At 44.7% G+C, this 18,556-nt stretch carries 15 protein-coding genes and 1 tRNA gene; 6 read left to right on the top strand and 10 right to left on the bottom strand.

Annotation, left to right across the window (positions count from 1 at the left end; all coding sequences use genetic code 11):
- Positions 1 to 81: 81 nt before the first annotated feature.
- The 4 genes from J0M30_00495 to J0M30_00480 form a co-directional block, all read right to left on the bottom strand.
- A complete protein-coding gene (locus J0M30_00495) occupies positions 82 to 1,107 on the bottom strand; it encodes a homocysteine S-methyltransferase family protein (GenBank protein MBN8665946.1) in 1,026 nt (341 codons plus the stop codon).
- A gap of 329 nt (positions 1,108 to 1,436) precedes the next feature.
- The gene (gene recR, locus J0M30_00490) at positions 1,437 to 2,057 is read right to left on the bottom strand and encodes a recombination protein RecR (GenBank protein ID MBN8665945.1); all 621 of its coding nucleotides are present in this window, start codon (positions 2,055 to 2,057) and stop codon (positions 1,437 to 1,439) included.
- 169 nt (positions 2,058 to 2,226) lie between these two features.
- Positions 2,227 to 3,555: an Ig-like domain-containing protein gene (locus J0M30_00485; protein MBN8665944.1), complete on the bottom strand. Its 1,329-nt coding sequence runs from the start codon at positions 3,553 to 3,555 to the stop codon at positions 2,227 to 2,229.
- A 212-nt stretch (positions 3,556 to 3,767) separates the two neighbouring features.
- Complete coding sequence (locus J0M30_00480) at positions 3,768 to 6,872, bottom strand: ATP-dependent helicase (protein MBN8665943.1); 3,105 nt, start codon at positions 6,870 to 6,872, stop codon at positions 3,768 to 3,770.
- 54 nt (positions 6,873 to 6,926) lie between these two features.
- On the opposite strand from J0M30_00480, the gene J0M30_00475 reads away from it, so the two are divergent.
- The 3 genes from J0M30_00475 to J0M30_00465 all read left to right on the top strand — a co-directional run bounded on the left by J0M30_00475 (position 6,927) and on the right by J0M30_00465 (position 10,411).
- Positions 6,927 to 7,385 carry an SRPBCC family protein gene (locus J0M30_00475; protein MBN8665942.1) on the top strand — a complete coding sequence of 153 codons (459 nt, stop codon included), beginning with the start codon at positions 6,927 to 6,929 and terminating at the stop codon, positions 7,383 to 7,385.
- Positions 7,386 to 7,455: 70 nt separating this feature from the next.
- A complete protein-coding gene (locus tag J0M30_00470) occupies positions 7,456 to 8,850 on the top strand; it encodes a M48 family metallopeptidase (protein MBN8665941.1) in 1,395 nt (464 codons plus the stop codon).
- A 10-nt stretch (positions 8,851 to 8,860) separates the two neighbouring features.
- Positions 8,861 to 10,411, top strand: a complete 1,551-nt coding sequence (locus J0M30_00465) for a hypothetical protein (GenBank protein MBN8665940.1) — start codon at positions 8,861 to 8,863, stop codon at positions 10,409 to 10,411.
- Between the two features lie 80 nt (positions 10,412 to 10,491).
- On the opposite strand, the gene J0M30_00460 is transcribed toward J0M30_00465, so the two are convergent.
- A complete protein-coding gene (locus tag J0M30_00460) occupies positions 10,492 to 11,142 on the bottom strand; it encodes a hypothetical protein (protein MBN8665939.1) in 651 nt (216 codons plus the stop codon).
- Between the two features lie 125 nt (positions 11,143 to 11,267).
- Positions 11,268 to 11,720 carry a VOC family protein gene (locus tag J0M30_00455; GenBank protein ID MBN8665938.1) on the bottom strand — a complete coding sequence of 151 codons (453 nt, stop codon included), beginning with the start codon at positions 11,718 to 11,720 and terminating at the stop codon, positions 11,268 to 11,270.
- Between the two features lie 54 nt (positions 11,721 to 11,774).
- On the opposite strand from J0M30_00455, the gene J0M30_00450 reads away from it, so the two are divergent.
- Positions 11,775 to 11,846, top strand: a tRNA-Arg gene (locus J0M30_00450).
- A gap of 62 nt (positions 11,847 to 11,908) precedes the next feature.
- Here J0M30_00450 and J0M30_00445 read toward each other — a convergent pair.
- From J0M30_00445 to J0M30_00430, 4 genes are all read right to left on the bottom strand, one after another.
- Entirely contained in the window at positions 11,909 to 13,369 is a 1,461-nt protein-coding gene (locus tag J0M30_00445) for a Fic family protein (protein ID MBN8665937.1), read from the bottom strand.
- 174 nt (positions 13,370 to 13,543) lie between these two features.
- Entirely contained in the window at positions 13,544 to 13,693 is a 150-nt protein-coding gene (locus J0M30_00440; protein MBN8665936.1) for a hypothetical protein, read from the bottom strand.
- Between the two features lie 477 nt (positions 13,694 to 14,170).
- Positions 14,171 to 14,518 (bottom strand): hypothetical protein, encoded by a 348-nt coding sequence (locus J0M30_00435; GenBank protein ID MBN8665935.1) that lies wholly within the window; start codon positions 14,516 to 14,518, stop codon positions 14,171 to 14,173.
- Entirely contained in the window at positions 14,515 to 15,096 is a 582-nt protein-coding gene (locus tag J0M30_00430) for an RNA polymerase sigma factor (GenBank protein MBN8665934.1), read from the bottom strand. The genes J0M30_00435 and J0M30_00430 overlap by 4 nt, the downstream gene beginning before the upstream one ends.
- Positions 15,097 to 15,207: 111 nt before the next feature.
- Here J0M30_00430 and J0M30_00425 point away from each other — a divergent pair, with 111 nt between their 5' ends.
- Together J0M30_00425 and J0M30_00420 are read left to right on the top strand one after the other, a co-directional pair.
- Positions 15,208 to 15,546 (top strand): hypothetical protein, encoded by a 339-nt coding sequence (locus J0M30_00425; GenBank protein MBN8665933.1) that lies wholly within the window; start codon positions 15,208 to 15,210, stop codon positions 15,544 to 15,546.
- 108 nt (positions 15,547 to 15,654) lie between these two features.
- Positions 15,655 to 18,438: a carboxypeptidase regulatory-like domain-containing protein gene (locus J0M30_00420; protein ID MBN8665932.1), complete on the top strand. Its 2,784-nt coding sequence runs from the start codon at positions 15,655 to 15,657 to the stop codon at positions 18,436 to 18,438.
- The last annotated feature ends 118 nt before the right edge of the window (positions 18,439 to 18,556 follow it).

The following is an 18,556-nucleotide window of genomic DNA, read 5'->3' as shown; positions in this document are numbered from 1 at the left end:
AAGCCTTTGAGATACGAGAAATTGTTCACGATCAGGATCAGAATGGAGATCAGAAGTAGCGTTTTTTCCATGGTTTGATTTTTAATGCACTAATTCTTTTTCTACGATCGGAAGAGGTCTCGGCTTGATTTTCTTTACATGTTCGGCGATATGGCGGATATGATCGGGGGTGGTGCCACAGCATCCCCCAACAATATTGACAAATCCTTCTTGTGCCCAATCTTCCAGGTAATGACCGGTATCTTCCGGGGCTTCATCGTATTCACCCATGGCATTGGGTAACCCGGCATTTGGATAGGCGGATACATAACTGGAGGCGGTCTGGGAAAGTTCTTCAATATGCGGACGCATTTCTTTTGCGCCCAGCGCACAGTTCAGACCGATGCTGAGTGGTTTGGCATGCATCACCGAAGTATAGAAGGCTTCCAGCGTCTGCCCGCTCAGGGTACGTCCGGATGCATCGGTAATGGTGCCGCTGATCATGATCGGCAGTTCGGCTTTTTGTGCGTCTTTGAAATATTTTTTCACCGCATAGATCGCGGCTTTGGCATTCAATGTATCGAAAATGGTTTCGATTAGAAGGAGGTCAACACCTCCATCAACCAACCCCTTTACTTGTTCATAATAAGCTTCCACGGCCTCATCGAAGGTGAGCGCCCTGAAACCCGGATTGTTTACATCCGGCGATAGTGAGAGGGTTTTGTTCAAAGGTCCGATGGCACCGGCCACCCATTTGCCTTCGGCGGCCTTGTCAGGATGTTCAGCTCTGAATTCCTCCACAGCCGTACGGGCGCATTTTGCGGCTTCGATATTGATCTCGTAAGCCAGGCTTTGCATATCATAGTCCGCGAGGGAGATCTTCTGGGCATTGAAAGTGTCCGTTTCAATGATATCGGCCCCGGCTTCCAGGTATTCTTTGTGAATGCCCACAATGATCCGGGGTTGGGTCAGTACCAACAGGTCGTTGTTCCCTTTCAGGTCTGAAGGCCAGTCCTTGAAGCGTTCCCCACGGTAATCCCCTTCCGACAGCTTATGCCGCTGGATCATGGTACCCATGGCTCCATCAATGATCAATATCCTCTTTTCCAATTCTTTACGAATGTCCATACAATAGATTGACTATATTCTGGCGGCAGCCTCAGCGGTTAATTACTATAAACGAGTGGGAAACAATCAGGTAGGTGGTTCCTAACGCGTTTATTAGTTCTGATGAGGCCGAACAATAAACAAATCCGCCATTTGGGGCAAAGATAGCTTTTAGCAAGGGATTTTGCAAGGGGGAGGTTGGATGTTGGATGTTAGATGTTGGATGTTGGATGACAGATGACGGAGGACAGATGACAGACTTTCGGTCCTGGACTTCGGACCTCGGACCCCGGACCTCCGTCATCTGTCATCTGTCATCTGTCATCCAACCTCCAACATCCCCCTCCCCATCACCTCCCCCCCACATACGACTCCACCGGTAACCGGTTCTGGAGGCTTCTTGCCAATGTCATTTCATCGGCATATTCCAGTTCACCGCCAAAGGCAATGCCCCGGGCAATGGTGGTGATCCGGACAGGAATGCCCTGCAGCTTTTTCTGAATATAATAGATGGTGGTATCTCCCTGTATCGTTGGATTAAGGGCAAAGATGAGTTCGGCGCTGTTTTCTTTCTGTACCCGTGTTACAAGACTCTCGATGGTCAATTGATCGGGGCCCACACCATCCAGTGGAGAAATGACCCCACCCAATACATGATAAGTACCGTTGAATTGCTGGGTGCTTTCTATGGCAATGACATCCCGGATGGTTTCAACCACACAGATAATATCCTGCTTCCGCATGCTATTGGAACAAATAGAGCAGATCTCCGCATCGGATACATTATGGCAACGACGGCAAAAACGAATATCCTGCCGCATCCGGTTGATTATCTCACTGAATTGACCCACTTCCTCCTTCTCCTGTTTCAACAGGTGAAGGACCAATCGCAAAGCCGTTTTTTTACCAATGCCCGGGAGTTTGGCAAAAGCACTGACGGCGGATTCGAGAAGTTGGGAGGATAGCTGCATTACCTGGATTGGTTGATTTGGAGAATTGATTTTTAGGATTATTCTGGTTTCCTATCCATTTTTTCCAGGGCAAATTTCATCATTATTTAATAATTATCATCACCCCCAGGCACTCTTTCTACAAGATATGCGAAGTATTCAAAATTAATCCTCTCCATCCTCCTATCCCTTAATCCAGGTCAATTTCATTTTCCCAACTCGGCCGCACCACCAATTTCTCTTTCACCGGTTTTACGATCTCGGGTTGAATTCGTTTTCCAAAAAACTCTCCGGGATCCCATTGACCATTGTTGTTCCGGTCATAGAGCAGGGCGAGTTCATAATTGCCGGGCAGGAAGAGGGGGGTAAAGAATTCACCCTTGGCGAGCGAGGCTGATTTTACCAGTCTTCCACTCTGGCTGATAAGGACCACAGGCCGCTGCAGGCTGTCCGCATTTTTCAGCCGGATACGGAGCGAACCATATTCGGATTGACGCCGTGTCTGGAAGGTAAGCGTATCTGATTTTAATAATTGCTGCCCAAGGGTATCGGTTCCAAATTCTTTTTCCAAAATGATATTATACCGCGTGTCCTCCCGCAGATTGGTGATCAGGGTGGCTTTTTGTTTTAAGGTATCCAGTTCCCAGGTATATCCGGCAACGGGATTAAAGCTGGTATCCGTGCTGACCTTAACCAGGGTTGGGTCAAATGTTTTTAAGGGAACCGTGAATTGAAGCGAAAAGGGTAGGAGCAGGTCCTGTACCGCGCCTGTGAGCGAAGTGCCAAAGCGTAAACGGGCCACTTCGTTGGGTCTTGCAGGTGCCTGGGCTGCGGGTGAACTGGAAGTTTCCGGCGGCCTTTTGACAGCATAGGCATAAAGGGTGACTGACCTGGTAGAGTCATCATTTACTACCACCGGTGAATCGGCAAAGGCAAAAAGCTGTTCAGTAGAAAAGTATTTTCCAATACCATTATCGTCCTTTAGCGCATACACATGGTAAGTGGCGGGGGCAAGGTTACGGAACAGGAATTCCCCCTTCTTATCCACCCGGGTCATATACCGGGGCTTTTTATTGACCAGGGCCGAATCTTCTCCCGTGCGGTGAAGGAGTACAAATAGGGTAGAATCAACCCCTCCGGTTTCCGCCAGGATCACATTGCCCCTGAATTCGAGTGAGTCGAAGTATTGGCCAGTGGTGAAGACGTAGGTAAAATTTCTCAGTGGGTTACGCTCGTTGATGTCCTGAATCGCCCGCCCAAAATTGATGGAATAGGTGGTATTGGCCTCGAGTGTATCCTCCCATTTAACTGTCACCGTTTTCAGCTTCGATTCGATCTGGGGGTTTACTTCGGGAGTGGGGGAGACCAGCACATTTTTCTGTACTTCATTCAGCTCCACATACTCATCAAAGGTAAATGTGATGGTTCTTGTATTAAATCCCTTACTTGAGTCGGGTGGGGTCACACTTCTCAATACAGGGGGAAGTGAATCGCGGGGGCCGCCAGATGGGGGGATCATGTTGGCACAGGAACTGAGGACCAGGATTTTTGGGATGATTATAGAGATTAGCAGGATAGAAAATATCCATCCTTTAGGTAATCTACTATCAATAAAAGGGATCTTCATGATTCAGGTAGTGGAGTGCAAACTTACAGAATGGCCCACTCAATTAGCAGGGATTCCCCCATTTTAAGAAAACAATATAACCGCCATCCGTGTTCTCCGTGAAATCAACCTACTTCCCTCACGAACCCACACCAATGGCAATCCTCCTTCCCACACCCGGTATAGAAGTCCCGGTTTTGAATCTTCTCCCAGGTCTCTACGATCTGTTGGGTCACCGTGGTGATATCCGCGGGGGTGATTACTAATTTCTCCCTCCGGTATTGTTTCTTTTTATCCGGCTCAATAAAGTCAAATTCAGTGCTCACTACCTTCCAGTCCTTACTCTCGTAGTGGTCCACCAGGATTTTATAAAAAACCGCTTGTCGCCAATAGTCACCTCCGTTGGGTGATTTATCGTTCGGGGGTTGTAATTTATCTTTCGCGTTGTCGGGGTTGCCCGTCTTATAATCCACCACATTCACTGACTTGCCATCAAATTCTAGTTTGTCCAGTTTCCCCTTCAGCGGTACTCCTTTAACCACCACATTTCGGATATTTCGTTCAATGGCCACGATCTTGTTCCAACTACCACTGTATTTTTCATAATAGGCCGGGAGTATCTGATGCCCGTATTCGATGCGGCGGTCAAACTGTTCCTGGGTAAAACTCTCACGGTGGCGGTGCATATACCAATCGAAATCGGCCACAAAGGCCTGTACGGGAGGAAAACTGTCTTTTCCATCATCCTGCATTTTCCGAAAGAGTTGTTCCAGCGCATAGTGGACGGCTGAACCAAACTCGGTATTCTCATTTTTGGGAGAGGGAATACGGATCAGGTTGCGAAAATAAAATTCCAGCGGACAGTTCAGATAATTGTTCAGGGCGGTAACGTTCATGGTAAACTTATCCAGCATACGACCCACGACATCTTCATCGGCCTGTTCCCATTCCGGTGGAGGGGCATCGGAGAAGCGCAGGAGCGCGAACTCATCTTCCACCGCTTCATCGATCACCACTTTTTCCACAGGCAGGGTATGCCCTTCCAGCATTTCCGCAATGAAACGGGAAGGTTCCTGTTCTTTTCCGTCATTTTTAAAAAGGGAATAGGAGATATAGAGATGCTGTTCGGCACGGGTCAGGGCCACATAGAATAACCGTCTTTGTTCTTCTTCATCGGATTGTTTGGGTTGCGAAGAGAAGAGTGTATCAGGCAGTGAGAAATCCCGGTTGCCCCCTTTCTTTTTATCCCAGCTTTTTGCATTGACCCCCACCACAAAGACATGCTCAAATTCAAGTCCCTTGGAACCATGAGCCGTCATCAGGTTCACGCCTTTATCACTGCCACTCACCCGGGGCAGGGGCAGGCGAAGTTCTTCCTTCTCCATCAGGTCGGTCAGTTGTACCAGATCGAGAAGGGTCATGCGCGGTGCTCTCCGGTTTTCTTCCTGTATGAAATCAAACAGTGCCGAGATCACTTCCAGGTCCTCATGTTTATTCGGACTTTCCACAACCTTTTGCAACAATCCCGTGCTGCGTATCAATTCTTCAAACAACTGTTGCAGCGTGATATTGGAAACGGCACCGATCAATTTTTCCAAAACGGCGCTTGCATTCCTGAGTGGTTCCGATAATCCCGGGGTAAAAAGGTCACGACCCGGTTGTCCTGCTTTTTCACTTAATAAACGGCGAATGGAAGTAGGGTCTTCAGAAAATTTCTTTTCAGATACTTCAATACTCAGCTTCGCGATCTCGATCGGGGCGATCCCAAACCAATGATAATGGAGGATCTCAAAAAGCAACTCATCGCCACCGTAGGGCGTATCATGTTCCGCGGCAAGGTAGCGGAGCATGTTGAGGATCTTTCTGGCCAGGGGTATCTCAAATAGATTCTGGCTGCGCTTGGTGTACACCGGAATGCCCTTTTGACGCAAAAAAGCCGATAGCTCATCCCCGTATTTATTCTCCCGGTAAATGATACCGATACGCCCCGGGTTTACCCCTGATTTCACCAGTTTTTCCACCTGTAGTGTGATCCCGATCATTTCGTCCCTTATTTTTTGATATTCAAATAAGAGAGGGGTATGGGTCAATTCCCGGATCTTTTCGTTGGCAGAAAGCAGGTCCTTGCTCAACCCATCGATCTTTTTCACTAATCGTTCTTCATTCCGCTCGATCAGGTTTTTGGAAACATTCAGGATCGGTTGCGTGGAGCGGTAGTTATTGGTGAGGACCACCGTGCTCAGCGCTTCGCGGTATTGCTGCGCAAAATCAAGCATATTCTCCACGTTGGCACCCTGAAAACGGTAGATACTCTGGTCGTCATCCCCTACCACAAACACATCGGGTTTATCCCAGTAATTGATCAGCAGTTGTACGATCCGGTTTTGTGTACCACTGGTATCCTGGTACTCATCCACCAGGATATACTGGTATTGTTCCTGATAATTCGCCAGCAGGTTCTTATTCGTTTCAAAGGCGCGGATCACCCAGTTGATCATATCATCAAAGTCATAGCGGTTCTTTTTCCGCATCAGTTCCTGAAAGCGGTCAAATTCCCGGATAGCGGCTTTCAGGGTCTCCATTTTTTCTTTCGCCTCATCAATCAGGTGTTGCTTGGGGTCGCCGGGATTGAACTCCTTGTATTTTCGCTTATATATAAATTCATCCCGGGTGGGCAGGGAGCTGATATATTCATCAATTCGTTCCAGCATAAAGGCCGGTGTCCAACCCTCCCGCTTCATATCACTGAATAATTTCTGAAGGCGGGTGGCCTCAAAATATACATCGCCCCGGTAACGTTTCAGGGGATTGTTTTTGGGCAGGCTATCGATCAGCTCTTTGAACATAGCTGCTTTCTCCAGGTCCGAAATAGGATCGAGGGCCGTTTTTTCAAAAAGGTTGAGGTTTTCCTGAATCACATCATTGCAAAAACCATGAAAGGTAGAGATGGTTACTTTGTATGAGTCAGGTCCAATGAACTGGAGCAATCTTTTGCGCATGGCCACTACCCCGGCTTCGGTATAGGTAAGGCAGAGAATATTCTCCGGACGCGCATCTGTATCCAGCAGTATCTTACCGATCCGGCTGGCCAGGATCTGTGTCTTTCCCGTACCCGGCCCTGCGATCACCATCACCGGGCCTTCAATGGCATCCACGGCAACACGTTGCTGCGGGTTCAGCTTCTGGTATTCCTCCTTGAATTTTGCTTCCAGCTTTTCTTTTTGGTACATCTAAACAATTTCTCCTGGTTATAGTTATTGGTGTAATCTGCGAAATCAAAAAATATGGCCACGTACAATCTCAAGACAACCCAGTTCATTCCCATCACCCTCGATGTGGCCTGGGCCTTTTTTTCCAACCCTGCAAATTTACAATCCATTACCCCGGCCCGAATGAATTTCCGGATCATTTCCCGGCACCATGGGGATACCATGTATCCGGGGCAAATTATTGAATACAAGGTAAGCCCTTTGGGGGGCATCTCCATGTACTGGATGACCGAGATCACGCATGTACGGGACCGGACTTATTTTGTGGATGAACAGCGTTTTGGGCCTTATTCCCTCTGGCATCATCAGCATCATTTCAGGGAAGTACCGGGTGGGGTGGAAATGACGGATATTGTGCATTATAAAATTCCCCTTGGGTTTATTGGGGATTGGGCCAATCGTTTATTTATACGGAAGCAGTTGGAGGATATTTTTGCCTATCGGGTGAAGCGGGTGGAGGAGATATTCGGGTAATTGGGTTTAATCGCCAAGGCGCTAAAATCTCTCAAAAAGAAGTATTAGTTTTGCCCCCGAACCGATTATCATGAAAATAAGGCTCGAAATTATCAGCCTCCTCCTGTTTCTGACTCCACTTCTTTCTAAGGGGCAAACTCTTCATTCCTTTCTTGAAGATGATTCGGTTAAGCGTCAACTATTACTCAACGAATCACTTGTAAAAAAAGAGGCCGCCATCAATGGTGCAGGCAAGACCTATGCGGAGGATTACAAACGCATTTATAAAGATCAGTTTACCGAAATCGAGAAATTCTGGAAAAGCGCAAGCCCGGTTACGGAAAAATTGTCCTATGAATACCTGCAAAAACTGGTAGATAAACTGGCCAGTGCCGAACCTGCCCTGAAAGGGCTTGATTTGCGGGTTGTTTTTTCCCGCGATTGGTGGCCCAATGCCGTCAGCATGGGCGATGGTACCCTGGCGCTGAATGCCGGACTAGTGTATTACATGCAATCGGAAGCTGAACTGGTCTTCGTGCTGGGTCATGAGATCGCGCATTATTACCTGAAACATACACCGGAAGCCATACGTAAGATTGTGGAAACCGTGAACAGTGATGCTTTCAAGGCAGAACTGAAGCGAATAAAGGCTCAGGAGTATGGCGTGAACCGCGAGTTTGAGAAGTTTGTCAAACAACTCACCTTCAATACCCGTCGTCATGGACGTGATAAAGAAAGCCAGGCGGATGCTTTTGCGATCGACCTGATGATCAAGGCCGGATATGATCCGGGAGCAGCCCGGCAAACCCTTTTATTACTTGATAAGGTGGATGACACCCTGTTCCTTGACCCCTCCGGGGCAATGGTAGAAAAAGTATTCAATCTGCCAGATTATGCATTCAAAAAGCGATGGACACAGAAAGAGTCTGTGATCTTTGGCGAGATGACGGAGGAGGTGGATGTCAAGGTGAAAAAGGAGGAGGATTCCCTCAAAACACATCCGGATTGCATGGTACGGATCAGTCAACTGGAGCCCCTGCTGGCAAAATATCCTGGGAATGGGAAAACCTTTCTGGTCGATTCTGTTTATTTTCACCAATTGCATCATGACCTTTATTACGAGATCATGGAAGGGTGTTACCGGAATGATCAGTTAGGCAGGAACCTCTATTATGCCTTGCTACTGCTGGGAAAGGAACAGGATAACAAAACGGCCATTTATACTATTGTCAGGGCCTGGAATGATGTCTATCTGAATCAGAAGGTACATAAACTCGGGTTAAAGGTGGATACCGAGGACAAAACCTATCCATCCACCTACAATAATCTGCTTCGAATGATTGGCCGGATCAAATTAGACGAGATACTGGCGCTCAATACAGCATTCTGTAAAAAATATTATGAACAGATGAAGGATATACCGGCCTTCAAGACTGAATTAAAACGACTTTACGAATTTAAAAAAGAGAGTGATCTCAATAAATAAAAAGCACAACATGAAAAAGGGAATATTTGCCATTTTTTTATTGGCCCTGTTCGGTATGAATTCCGCCAAGGCCCAATTGTCCGCTATTGAAAATGTGTACAAGATTAATATTCGAAACACGGATGCCATTAAAGAGGGAAGCGAGGTAAAGGGATATTATTTCTTTTATGCCAGTGATAAAGTGGATAAGCAGAACTATGAGTACACCCTTCAGATTACGGATGATAATTTGAAAAAGCTGAAAGAGGTCAAGTTTGTGGATGATAAGCGGGTGAACATGCTGGAGTCGTCTTTTAATGGCACCGATCTGATTTTTCTTTTTTACAATAAAGAGGACAAAACGCTTGATTACCAGGTTTACGGAGCGGACGGCAAAAAGAAGTTTAATTATATGCGCCAGCTAACCAATAAAGAGAAGCGCTACCTGGCGGCAACCTATTTTGTCAACAACAATGATGAGAACAACTTCAAAGGGCTTTATCCGATAGATGGCCTTGGCTTTATATCCAATATGCCCAGCCGGGAGGACCGTGACTATACTTTTCAGATCGATTTTTTCAGTAGTGATAAGAAGAAGCAGTGGACCTATATTCCCACAGAGGATGCCAAGAAGTTTGTAGGCGACTATCTGGGGTATAGTAACGGAGTGGTGTATATCGAGGTGCTGAAATATTCAGGGGCGCTTGATCAAAGACCCGAGTCAACGATCATTGGCCTTTCACTGGAGAACGGGAAGAAGTTATTTGAAATATCCACCGATTCAAAATATCGTTTCTACCCATCCACCATGTCGGTATTGAATGAAGGAGAGGCTTATATCTATGGTGAGTTTTTTGATCTGAATGACAATATCATGAAGGCCAAGTCGAAAGGATTTGGTTTCTGGAAGGTGAGTGCTACCGGCAAGATCGAGTCGGAGAAGTATTGCTCTTGGAGTCTTGACCTGGGGAAATTCCTGGATGTAAATTCCAAAGGAAAGATCGATGAGATTGGGTATATGTTTCTTCATAATATTGTTCAGGTAGAAGATGGCAGCATATACGCCATTGGCGAAGGATATAAGAAAGTGGCCAGTGCACTTGGTATTGCCAGTACTATTTTGGGTGGTGGTAATAGTCGTCTGAGTACCACCAAGATCAGGATCACCGATATGATCTTTATTAAGTTTGACAAGGATTTTAATGTTAAAGAAGCGAAGATATACGACAAAAATTCCAATGGCATAGAGTTGCAAAGCGGGTACGATTTTGTCAGCACTCCATTGTTGGGTAAGATGATCAAGTACACCTATGGTGGTTTTGACTATGCTTATACCCAGGTAAACAAAGACAAGACCGCCTTTAGTGTATGTTATTCAGATTTTGTGCGGGAGAAAGGTTATCGTGGGGGTACCTTCAATTCGATCAGTTATTATGAAGGCAAGATCACTACCGACAAGATCAATACCAAGTCAGATGCTTCCCGTTCCCTCATATTGCCGGGCAAGCAGGGTCAGGTGCTGATAGTGGATTACTACCGGAAGGAGAAGAAGCTCGACATGCATTTTGAGAAACTGAATTAATTGAAAGATTGAAACCACAAAGCCACAGAGGCGCAGAGAATATTAATTCTCTGCGCCTCTGTGGCTCTGTGGTTAACCAATTATCCAGGCATCCTTGTAATATACTTCTCGATCTGTTTGATCTGATCCACGATCTGTGGGGTGGTAGGTTTTAATGCTTTGGCTTTCCGGAAAAAGTCTTTTGCCGCCCTGAATTCCCGTTTGTTCATCATCAGGCTGCACATTTGCAGATAGGCTGTGGCTTCGTTCTCTTTATCCGGCAGACCCGCCCGGATGGCATTGCGGATATAACTTTCCGCCTGTTTCAGGTCATTTTTTTGCATGGAGAGTAGTCCCATTTGCAGCAGACTTGCCCCTTCCGCTTCCTTCATCGGCATGCCGAGCGAGAGTCCCTTTTTCATGTGCTTTTCTGCCCCTTCAAAATCCTGCTTCATCATGGCCAGGTTCCCTTTGAGGGTGTAATAGACGGAGCGAATGGGTTTATACAGCAGGTTGGGGAATTTGATGCTACCGATCACCTTTTCAGCGGCTTCGATATCACCCGATTCCAGGTGTTCCTGGATCAGGCGGAGTGGTCCGAAGAAGAAATGGCCCAGTACCAGGATCAGCCCTACAAAATACAAGGGAAAAGCAGGCCAAAACCCTGAAAAATAGTTCGTTACGCCACCAAATACGATCAGGAGGATACCCAGTTGGAGGCGGTATTTGATTAAGAGATTATAAAACTTCATGGCGCGAAAATACGACCAGGATTTTAACCTTGATTGGGGGATTTTCAGGATTATGCGATTTTCTAGGAATCCGCAGATCAATTATTGAATAAATCGGGACAATCAATCCAGATAATCCTTCCATCCTAAAATCCTGGTCTGTCTGTATTAACCTCTACCCAATACCCATCCGGGTCCTGCAACCACAGTTGTTTCACCCCATCCACCCTCGTGGTAATCGTATTCGGTTTTCCGTCCCAATCTTCCCAGTTTAGCCCAGCTTTTTTCAATTTTTCCACGACGACCTCTATCGAAGGCACCGAGTAGCAGGTATGTTGGCTTTTGTAGTATTCTTTCGGTCCCGGGGCGCCGGAGATGATATGCAAGGCACTACCCGGGCCGGTGCTCAGCCACACATGTTTTCCGTCATGAAAAGGTTCGGGAATGGTATCCAGTCCAATGATATCCCGGTAGAAGGCCGCGCTTTTTTCCAGGTTGGTCACATAGATAGCGGTATGGTTCAATCGGGTTTTAGCCTGTTGTGCCTGTGTTCCCGAGGCCAGCAGCCCCAGGGTGACAAGGGATAACCATCTTTTCATGGTGGTTGGTTTTTGTTGAAAGATAGGGAAGAATGGGGTATTTTTGCGGCCCTTGGTCCCGTAGTTCAATGGATAGAATAGAAGTTTCCTAAACTTTTGATACAGGTTCGATTCCTGTCGGGACTACTAAATTAATACCAAGAGATATTTAAGATAATCGGCGCTAATTTACTTTTCAAAAATTTTTACTACCCCTCATCATAAACCACCAACACATCAAAACTAAACTGCTCAACAGAACCCAATAACTCCAAAGTTACTTTCAGAGGGTAATGAACCTCATACAGGTCATCAGATGTCAGGGATTTTGGGATGCTAATAGGTTGCGACAATGTAAATACCGGCTGAAACAGGTACGGGTTATTAAATCCTGAAAGCGTATAAGGCTGCTTGAAAATACTTCCCTTATTGGTGGTGATTGTTACCTGCATGTATAAACCGTCCTGAATGAGTTTAGCTGCCCACTCATCAGGTTTCACCCATTCAAATTTTGGAGAAAGAATGATCTTCTTTATATTGATAAAAGAGCTATCATTTTTCAATAAAAACTCCTTGCTGCGTTCAGCATCAGTAAATTTCATAAGCAGATCCTTTTTAACTGTTACTACTTCATCTATCGAATAGTTGGTTCCTGCTCCTGTGCCATGCTTTTGCAAAAGTTTAGATGCCACCATATCCGATAACAGCCTTTTAATAGTAGGTAAAGGAATGTCGAGCTTTTCAGCAATCTCACCTGATTTGGCTCCGGGATGATTGTCTATAAACTGATAGATTTTTCTTTCCCTGGGCGACATCCTCGAAGCGACATTTTGTGTATCCAGTTTTTTCATCAACAACCCCTGGATATTGGCGAGGCAATCCAAAAAGAAAAGTACCCAATCATGAATATCTTCTCCCGGCCTTTGCCGTTGGCAATTCATCAAAACACGATAATATTCTGATTTCCGGCTTTCAATTTCATGTTCAAAGCTGACATACTCAATCCATGAATATCCCTGCCTGAGCAAAAGCAGTGTTGCGAGCAAGCGGCTCAACCGGCCATTGCCATCTTGAAAGGGGTGTATGCTTAAAAAGTCATAAACAAACGTTGCTGCTCTCACCAATGGGTGTGCTTCCGTGTCGGTCTTATACCATTCAAGCAGGTTGCGCATGGCTTCTTCTGTTGCCAGTCCGGGTTCGGTGGTTTTGAAAATTGTGTATTTGCTGTCATCCGGGTTGGTGGCCTCTACTTCATTGCTAACCTGTTTATAGCCTCCTTTATGCCAGGCATCCTTCTCGCTATATTTCAGTAGGAGATTGTGCAGATTTTTCAGGTTGCCTCCCGTGATCTCAATATCCCGGTAAGATTCGGAAACCAGGTCGAGCGCCTCAAAATACCCGGCCACCTCTTGCTGATCCCGCTCTTCCAGCTTCGAAATCTCCAGATTCCTGATCAGTGCTTCGACCTCATCATCGGTCATTTTCGACCCTTCTATACGAGTGGAGGCGCCGATACTCCTGACCGTAGCAATGGACTTGAGTTGACGTAGGGTTTGCCCTTCCCGACGCTCAATACCTGACCAGGAGCCGCCAAAACGGTCTATAACGCTGAGCTGATTAATGAGCTTCCAATCAGGGGCAAGCTTGAAGGTGTATATCTGCGGATTCATAATTTAATGATACGAAATGATACGCAAATATCCGACCCTGATCCGACATTTCCAAATAAATTGATACGAAATGATACGATTATGTTCGATTATAATACGGTCGTTCCGAACCCGGAAAGCGTTTGGGCCTCCAGATTCGGAACGACTACAACGTACCAAACAAGGAACGCAAGACTATTTTCCTTTTTTCCCGGCTGGTTTAGGATTCATTTGATGTCCCCTGTTACCCTGGTTTTGGGAATATTGCTTGTTCGTACCGGGTGTGCCTTTGTTGCCGTTTTGCTGATTGGCACTGTTATCAGCAGGCTTAATTGCTTTTGCCATTGTTTAATTTTTTGTAAAACTATGAAGCCCGGTAATGATCATGTGAATTTCCTGTGGAGGAACATCACTTACTTATTGATTCTCATCCATTCGCCGCAGACGTACTGGTGGAGAAGGCATCGAAAAAACTGAAAAATCTTTCGGTCTCTCCCGGGTCCAAAATTGCCTTTTTATTATTAATCCATTTTTCTCTAAGTCGGAAACCTTAGATTCCCGTTTCGGAAACGAATTGAGCTGCCTGTTGATGAGTTCAACACGCTCCTGAAAATCATGGATGGTTTTGCAATCCTTATAGGTTCCTGTAAAAAAACGGATATACCGGCCAGGTATTGCCGATGGTGGGGAATTTTATAGTCGTCTGCCGGAACTGCTGCCTGGCTTTTTGCTAAATTTAAATATTAAGAACTAAGGCTGGGCTTTATTCATCAAACCCCGAACCTAAGTACGGCAGAATTACCGCTGTTGATTGCTCCAATGTCAAGCCCCACTATTGGCAATGCCAATGTTGGCTGCTGGCTTATCTGTTACCGCTCTTATTCCATATCCAATAAAAGCCAATAAAGATAAACAGGCTGCACCAATAAGAAATGGTAAATAAGGCTCCCAATTCAACGTAAGTTCAGCTATGCTTTTTATGCGAAAGATAGTCACCAATCCTTCTAACTTTTCTTTTTTGAAAAGATATATCATCAGTGCCAACACCCCGACGAGAGAAATAACATACGATAACATCACGATATTTTCCCGGGCATTGTTTGCCTTTCTTTTTTCAGCCAACACTCCAACACGCTGCATGATATTGTCTTCTACTTGTTTTTTGTTCATGGCAATATTCCTTTTTCATTTACTAATAGTTTTTCAAGTACTTCCTGCAGTTTATTACGGGCACGGAATATTCTAACTTTTACTGCTGACAGACTCCATCCTGTAAGTTGCGAAATTTCCTTTTGCTGCTTCTCCTCCATGTAGAATAAAGAAAGTGCAAGGCGGTCATCCGGATTTAATTGTGTAAGCGCTTCATGTACAAATTTTTCCTGCTCTTCACGTTGGGTTAACTGACCGGGTATAGTAAAATCAGCCAGTTCATCAAAGTCATATTCAGACCCATAAAGATTTACCGATTTTTTGTAACTCTTTGTTTTTTCTAAATGGTTAAGGGCTGTATAATATACAATGCGAAACAACCACGTTGAGAATTTAGATTTTCGCTGGAAACTGGCAAGAGATAAAAATGCTTTTATAAAGGCATCTTGTGTAATCTCCTGCGCATCTTCATGGCTTTGGCAAACGGAAAAGGCAGTACGATAGGCCAGGTTGCTATGCCGGTCTACCAGGTGACGGAAATCTGTCACATTTCCTTTCAATACAGAAAGGACGATTGCTTCATCGTTCTGTTTGTCCATGTGCTTATTAGACAAGAACGCTTCCCGTTTGGTTACATGCTTCCCGATACTGAAAATGTAACCTTTGGAAATAACTTCCTGTCAAATGATATGAACGCAAAATTATAAAATATGGAATCTTCCCTGATAATTATTACACTAATCATCGCAATAACATTGTTGCTTTGCTTGCGGCAATATTTTCAATTCAAGGAAAGAAAAGCAATGATAGAAAAAGGATTGGACCCTGCCTTGGTAGATGTAGCCACGCAAAAAAAAACCGGAAAATCATTTTTATATGCAGGTATTATGTTGTTGGGTATTGCACTGGGGATACTCTCAGGAATTCTTATAGCTGGCTGGCTTAATATTCCCGGAGAAACCAAGGAATGCATCTTACTGTCTGTAATCGTTTTTACAGGGCTTTCCTCCTTTATATGCTATTTGCTATCGCGGAATAAGCACGCCTGACAATTATTTCTCAACCATTACAATGATGATTATAAAAATGTCCGATACAGGACCAGGCCTCGCCTTGCCTGCTGTAAAATATATTACTAATACAACAAATTTTCACAAATGAAATGGCTTTTATTCTTCATCCCTTTAGCATTGGCTCTAACATCTTACGGGCAGCAAAACAATGGTGCTGTTGCAGGTAAAGTGGTTGACTCGCTTTCCCAAAAACCGCTTACGTTTGCTACAGTATCTGTTTTCTCAGCCGAAGACACTAGTCTTGTTACCTATAAACTAACGGGAGATCATGGAGATTTTCGTATTACAAAACTTCCTGCTGGGCTATATCTCAGGATAATTATCAGTTTCTCCGGCTATGCGGTCTATCGCCAAAACTTTAGTTTGAGGGAAGGCGAAGTATTAGAACTTGGCACCATCAGCCTTGCTGCCGATGTAAAAAGTTTAAATGAAGTATTGGTTACTGCAGAAAGGCCGCCTGTAATCATTCGTAATGATACTATCGAATTTAATGCTTCTTCTTTCCGCACATTGCCAAATGCATTGCTGGAAGATCTGCTGAAAAAAATGCCTGGCGTTGAAATAGACAGACAAGGAAACATAATGGTAAACGGTCGGGCAGCTAACCGTATACTGATTGATGGGAAAGCATTTTTCGGGAATAATCTTGCGATGGCAACACGCAATCTGCCTGCAGATGTGATTGATAAAGTGCAGGTGATGGACGATAAGGAAGAGATAGAACGAAACATCACAGGAAACCTGACCAATACGGGACAGGTAATTAACCTGACCTTGAAAAAGAGTATAAAGAAAGGTTGGTTCGGCAAACTGTATGCAGGCGTTGGCACATCTGAAAGATATGAAGCAGGAGGTATCGCCAGTGTTTATCGTGATACCCTTCAACTCAGCCTTGTGGGTTTCAGCAACAATGTAAACAGAAGCAGTTTTACATTCAATGAAGTGCAGGACATTGGCGGCTTTAACAGGAGCGGCATCACCACAACAACCGTAAACCAGCGTGCAGGTATAGGCGGCTTTGCCATCAACGGGCTTTCTTTTGGCGGAACAGAAAATGGTATTTCAAAAACAACAGGTGGTGGTATTAATCTTAATCATGCGCCTACGAAAAATAAATCTTTTTTTGTTCAGTACCTGGGTGGCCTGCTTGATAATACACTTGAAGAAAGGCGTATTCTGAATGAATACCTTTCCGATACTATCATAAATTCCAATTCATTTTCCTCCACCAAAAAGTCGGCAGCATCCCATGGCGTTAGCGCCGGTGCTAATTTGAAACTAAATCCACTCACCACTTTATCGTTACGGGCAGGATATTCGCAACTTGCTGCACAGGAAGATGGAGCTGTTATGTTGGATATAACAACAAATAAGTCGGGAAACATCAGCAAAGGAGACGGAATACGATTGAACAGACCTGATGTAAAAGCATATACGCAAAACATCTTTCTCACTCGTCAATTTTCGGCGAAAGGCAAGGTTTTGAATGTATCCAGTTTTCTTACAACAAGAAAGAGTAACCAGGAAATCACAACTGAAATGTTCAACGAATATTTTATCCCTTATTATCAAAGTAAACAGTTCAACCAGCTTGCAGCAAACAATCAGCAAAACCTGCTCACCAATTTCAACGCAAATTTTACCAATGCAGTGTCCGAAGCCTGGTCGTTTCGGGTCAATGCCTTTTTAGAGTACAATAATGAAAAACGTTTCCTTGACTTTTTTGATAAAAATGGTTCCCACTATAACCAACTGAACATAGCAAAAAGCAGCATGACTTCCAGAGAACAATTCAAGATAAATCCATCGATTTCCTTTTCATGGAAACACAAACAATTAATGATAATGGGAGCTTTGGGAGGCTTATGGCAACCAATCACTAATAGTTTCGGCAAACGTCATCCATCACAACAGTCAACAATAACAGCACTACTCCCCGAAATTTTGGTTACCCGAAAACGCTTCTCTCTACAATATGCCGCTTCTGTTTCTTTGCCTTCAATTGGCTATCAGATACCTGTTGCGGACAGCACCAATCCATTCCAGATCATCTTTGGTAATACTAATCTTCGTCCGACAAAGCGACATTCTATACGGTTCAATAACACTGTTTATCGGACGTCGAGCCGCATCAATTATAATTATTTCACGAACCTGGAATTCCTGAATAATGATGTCGTGTTAGACCGTATCATAAAGAGCGACGGATTGCAGGAAATCAAGCCTGTTAATACAGATGGCAATTTGGTTTTCAATAGTGGCGCTGGTATTGGTAAAGAATATAAAACGCAGGATGTTCAAATAAATTTCAGAATTCAAACAAATGTAAACCTGGAAAGGCGAAAACTATACGTCAACAATACTTCGGGTAATGTTACCACATTCCAGATCGGCCCTTCTGCCAGTGTTGGATTAAACTGGAAAGATTTAATTGAATTCAGGCCGATGTATAGTGTTAGAATGACCAGAACAAATTATACCAATTCTTATTTCACCAACTTGCAGGTGCTAACTCATATACTCGACAATGAACTAATAATCCGTTTTCCCAAAAACATAGTCTGGGAAACGAATGCTCTGTACCGCTATAATAGCGAAGTGGCTCCTGGCATACCGAAAAGCGGTTTATACTGGAATGCGGGACTAACATTTCTAATGTTACCGAAACAAGCAGGCATGGTTCGCTTTCACGTTTATGATATGCTGCGCAGTAACAATGGCGTGAGCCGAACAACATCGCAGAACCAGCTTATCGATCTGCAGACTAATGTGCTAGGTCGTTATGCAGAACTTTCGTTCGTGTATAATATTCGTAACCTTGCTGCAAATAAAAAAGCGGGAGGAAGAGAACCGTTATTGAAATTATAGCTATTTCTTTTCTGTTTCTACTAAATTTTTCAGTTCAATTTTCACTGTCAGCCGTTCGCTTGCAGCAAACGTTACCGTTGCCGAACTGATGTCAGCCCCGTTTGAAATCCGCTACCGG

It is taken from the genome of Chitinophagales bacterium (assembly GCA_017303415.1).
Classification (GTDB): Bacteria; Bacteroidota; Bacteroidia; order Chitinophagales; family Chitinophagaceae; genus SpSt-398.
Note: the sequence above shows the minus strand (reverse complement) of the source record. Positions and strands in the feature narration are given on the sequence as shown.

Bases quoted from the DNA above. Each gene is read 5' to 3' on its own strand.
- J0M30_00495 (MBN8665946.1), bottom strand. From the start codon at position 1,107: ATGGACATTCGTAAAGAATTGGAAAAGAGGATATTGATCATTGATGGA.
- recR (MBN8665945.1), bottom strand. From the start codon at position 2,057: ATGCAGCTATCCTCCCAACTTCTCGAATCCGCCGTCAGTGCTTTTGCC.
- J0M30_00485 (MBN8665944.1), bottom strand. From the start codon at position 3,555: ATGATCCCCCCATCTGGCGGCCCCCGCGATTCACTTCCCCCTGTATTG.
- J0M30_00480 (MBN8665943.1), bottom strand. From the start codon at position 6,872: ATGTACCAAAAAGAAAAGCTGGAAGCAAAATTCAAGGAGGAATACCAG.
- J0M30_00475 (MBN8665942.1), top strand. From the start codon at position 6,927: ATGGCCACGTACAATCTCAAGACAACCCAGTTCATTCCCATCACCCTC.
- J0M30_00470 (MBN8665941.1), top strand. From the start codon at position 7,456: ATGAAAATAAGGCTCGAAATTATCAGCCTCCTCCTGTTTCTGACTCCA.
- J0M30_00465 (MBN8665940.1), top strand. From the start codon at position 8,861: ATGAAAAAGGGAATATTTGCCATTTTTTTATTGGCCCTGTTCGGTATG.
- J0M30_00460 (MBN8665939.1), bottom strand. From the start codon at position 11,142: ATGAAGTTTTATAATCTCTTAATCAAATACCGCCTCCAACTGGGTATC.
- J0M30_00455 (MBN8665938.1), bottom strand. From the start codon at position 11,720: ATGAAAAGATGGTTATCCCTTGTCACCCTGGGGCTGCTGGCCTCGGGA.
- J0M30_00445 (MBN8665937.1), bottom strand. From the start codon at position 13,369: ATGAATCCGCAGATATACACCTTCAAGCTTGCCCCTGATTGGAAGCTC.
- J0M30_00440 (MBN8665936.1), bottom strand. From the start codon at position 13,693: ATGGCAAAAGCAATTAAGCCTGCTGATAACAGTGCCAATCAGCAAAAC.
- J0M30_00435 (MBN8665935.1), bottom strand. From the start codon at position 14,518: ATGAACAAAAAACAAGTAGAAGACAATATCATGCAGCGTGTTGGAGTG.
- J0M30_00430 (MBN8665934.1), bottom strand. From the start codon at position 15,096: ATGGACAAACAGAACGATGAAGCAATCGTCCTTTCTGTATTGAAAGGA.
- J0M30_00425 (MBN8665933.1), top strand. From the start codon at position 15,208: ATGGAATCTTCCCTGATAATTATTACACTAATCATCGCAATAACATTG.
- J0M30_00420 (MBN8665932.1), top strand. From the start codon at position 15,655: ATGAAATGGCTTTTATTCTTCATCCCTTTAGCATTGGCTCTAACATCT.